This window comes from Pedobacter sp. 10L46_2, assembly GCF_056395165.1.
The window spans coordinates 1-3,221 of sequence record NZ_JBFTIZ010000398.1; the positions used below are offsets into that span (position 1 = coordinate 1).

Below are 3,221 nucleotides of genomic sequence, written 5' to 3' on the forward strand. Positions count from 1 at the left end.
TAAATAGTATTAAAATATTTTTTTGAAGTATATTTTGGCTATAATAGTAAGAGATGAAACCGCAACACCTAACTATTCCGAACAGTGCAGATCATTCTTTTAGTGTAAGAAAAGACATGATTCCAAATATCAATAACAGATGGCATTACCATACTGAAATAGAATTGATCTGCTTTCATAAGGGCACGGGCACTCAGTTTGTGGGTGATAACATTAAGAGATTTGCGCCTGGAGATATTGTTTTGGTGGGAAGCGATTTACCTCATTACTGGAAATATGACTCCCCTTATTTTGACGATGCCGGATCAAAAGAACCATATTCTACGGTAATTCATTTTTACGATAACTTTATTGGCGAACGATTTCTACATCTTCCTGAAACCAAGCCCATTAAAAACATTCTCGAAAAGGCCAAGAGAGGGATTCTCATACAGGAAAAAAATGCCTTAGAAATAGCTGCATATATTGAGAAAATATATCAAAGCGATGGCATAACTAAAATAATAACGCTTCTTGAATGTTTAATGGCAATAGCAAACCTTCCTCAAATTGCGCTGCTTTCTTCTATAGGTTTTAAATACGATTATAGTGCATCTGAAAATGAACGAATGAATAACATTTACAATTTTGCGCTAAATAATTTCAAGAAAAAAATTCAGTTGGAAGAAATAGCTTCTGTTGCAGACTTAGTTCCAAATTCCTTTTGCCGTTATTTTAAAACCCGAACCGGTAAGACTTTTTCAAAATTCCTTGTAGATATAAGAATTGGCTATTCCTGCAAGTTAATTCTTGAAAACAAAATGGATATTAAGCAGATATGCTTTGAGTCGGGCTTTAACAATTTTGCTTCTTTTCACAAAAGTTTTAAAATGATCACGGGAAAGACTCCAAAGCTTTATCGTCAAACCCATATGTTAACTTAGCGGATACTATCTTCCATGGAAACTATTAAGTGTTGCCGTTTTCCATTTAATATAGCCTAGCAATGCGCATTGATCAGCCACAATGGTTTCTATCTTCAAGGGAACGTCGTTTACTATTTTCCAACGGATTCCATATTTATTATTATAACCTATATAGATTACCAGATCTTCAAACAGAGGTTCAACAGATTCCAATTCTATAAGGTGTATTTCTTTCAACTCGGTAGCCAAACGACGTAATCTTTCATTCATAACTTTAGCAAGCGGCGCAGCAGGAATAGATTCTGGTTCTATAATTGGAAGTACAGTAACGGTCATAACAATAATTGAAATACTACAAATATTAGCAAATATAAGAATATTAACATTGGTATCTACATTTAAGTGTTCTCTTGATGTAATTTTTAGAAATTATTGATGAAAATAATTAAATTAAGCGGATGAAAAGAGCCTATCTATGCTTACTGGTAAGTGGTTTAACCCTTAACGCCATAGCCCAAAACAACCAAATAAACACAACAACTGAGTTAAATAAATTATGCTTGATACAAGACCTGCCTAAATATTGGAAGGATACCAAAGTAAAGCAGGTCTCCTCTTACGATACCACAGGAAACAATGATGATGGGTTTAGTGGCAAATATTCTTTTATACGCAAAAATGCGGATAGCTCATTAGTGATATTTGAAGCTAAAGGAAACGGGGTAATCAATAGGATCTGGACGCCAACACCGAATAATGATATGCTTGATTTTTATTTCGGAGGATCAGCAAAACCTAACTTTTCAATTCGTTTTTCAGATCTTTTCTCAGGCAAAGTATTTCCTTTTATTTCGCCATTAACAGGCAATGAACTTGGCGGCTATTTTTGTTATTTTCCAATCTCATTCAAGAATGGCTGCAAAATCGTTTCGAGAGGTAAAAAGATGGAATTCTATCAAATTCAATATAGAAGCTATCCCAAGAATTACCAGATTAGAAATTTTAGTTCTGAACTTAATGAACAGGAAAAACTTGTATTAACTACGCTTGGTGATGATTGGAACAAAGTGGCTAAGCTAAATAGCAAACCGATCCATACTGAAAGTATATTAACCCCCTCCAAATCAGTTACCATTGCAGATATAAATGAAGGAGGAAGAATAACTGGTATAAAATTGCATCATGCCGATTCTTTTAGAGGTCTAAATAAAAATGTGTTAATTAAGATGAGCTGGGACGATGAACAACCGGCAATATTTATGCCTGTGGCAGATTTCTTTGGTTATGCCTTTGGCAAAGAGTCTATGCAAAGTCTGCTACTGGGCTCGGCTGACAATACCAATTACTGCTACTTCCCGATGCCCTTTACTAAAAAGGCAAAAATAGAACTTTTACAACTTCAGGGTACTCCTGGAACAGCATCAACCCCGATAAATATTGAGGCAGATGTTTACGTGGAAGACACCAAATATGAACCTTCAAAAGAAGGTAAATTCTATGCCTTTTGGAATCCGGATAAAAATACTAAACCAGAAACACCTCATTTATTCTTAGAGGGAAAAGGCAAGGGACATTATGTGGGGACAATTCTTCAAGCTCAGGGGCTTAATCCGGGAATGACATTATTCTTTGAGGGTGATGATGTAACTACTATAGACGGTGAGATGAGAATGCATGGAACAGGCTCGGAAGATTATTTTAATGGTGGATGGTATGCTTTGCTTGACCGTTGGGACAGAAAAATGAGCCTACCACTTCATGGCTCTCTTGATTATTCTTTGCCATACGCCAGAACCGGAGGATACAGGCTATTTATATCGGACAAAATGCCTTTTGAAAAAGAAATAAAACACACTATTGAACATGGTCCGGAAAAAAACAATAAACCTGGAGATTATACTTCTGTAGCATTCTATTATGCAGACAAATCAATTAACAGTAACCTTGTTTTACCAACCGAGGAACTAACCAAGGTGTACATACCCGACACGCTTATGGTTTATCCTCAACTAATGCAATATACTATTGGGGGCGCGGTAAAAATAGATGGAAACATTTTACACGCTACGGGTGGCGGACAAGTAAAGATAGATCTTAGTGAGCTGCCTAAAGGTCATTACAAATTGTATGCTGATATGGAAAAATCTGATGACGGAGCTGAAATTACCATATGGCAAAGGCAAAAACTGGTAAGTGAGCCAATTTCTTTTTATACGGAGAAACGCCAATCTTTTCCAAATTCCTATCTCTGTGATATTGATCTGGATGACTTTAAAAATGCGATAACCTTACATTTCAAGCCTGATGATAAAAAAT

General features: G+C 35.8%; 3 protein-coding genes. 2 read left to right on the forward strand and 1 reads right to left on the reverse strand.

The window, feature by feature from the left end; genetic code table 11:
• Nucleotides 1-53 precede the first annotated feature (53 nt).
• Nucleotides 54-923 carry an AraC family transcriptional regulator gene (locus AC1DDX_RS25715; RefSeq protein WP_288883865.1) on the forward strand — a complete coding sequence of 290 codons (870 nt, stop codon included), beginning with the start codon at nucleotides 54-56 and terminating at the stop codon, nucleotides 921-923.
• Between the two features lie 6 nt (nucleotides 924-929).
• Here AC1DDX_RS25715 and AC1DDX_RS25720 read toward each other — a convergent pair whose 3' ends face one another.
• A complete protein-coding gene (locus AC1DDX_RS25720; RefSeq protein ID WP_172662470.1) occupies nucleotides 930-1,241 on the reverse strand; it encodes a hypothetical protein in 312 nt (103 codons plus the stop codon).
• Between the two features lie 122 nt (nucleotides 1,242-1,363).
• On the opposite strand from AC1DDX_RS25720, the gene AC1DDX_RS25725 reads away from it, so the two are divergent.
• Nucleotides 1,364-3,221 (forward strand): glycoside hydrolase family 172 protein (locus AC1DDX_RS25725; protein ID WP_477622849.1); only part of this gene is annotated, 1,858 nt, incomplete at its 3' end.

Coding starts and splice junctions, on each gene's coding strand:
- AC1DDX_RS25715 (WP_288883865.1), top strand. CDS start 54: ATGAAACCGCAACACCTAACTATTCCGAACAGTGCAGATCATTCTTTT.
- AC1DDX_RS25720 (WP_172662470.1), bottom strand. CDS start 1,241: ATGACCGTTACTGTACTTCCAATTATAGAACCAGAATCTATTCCTGCT.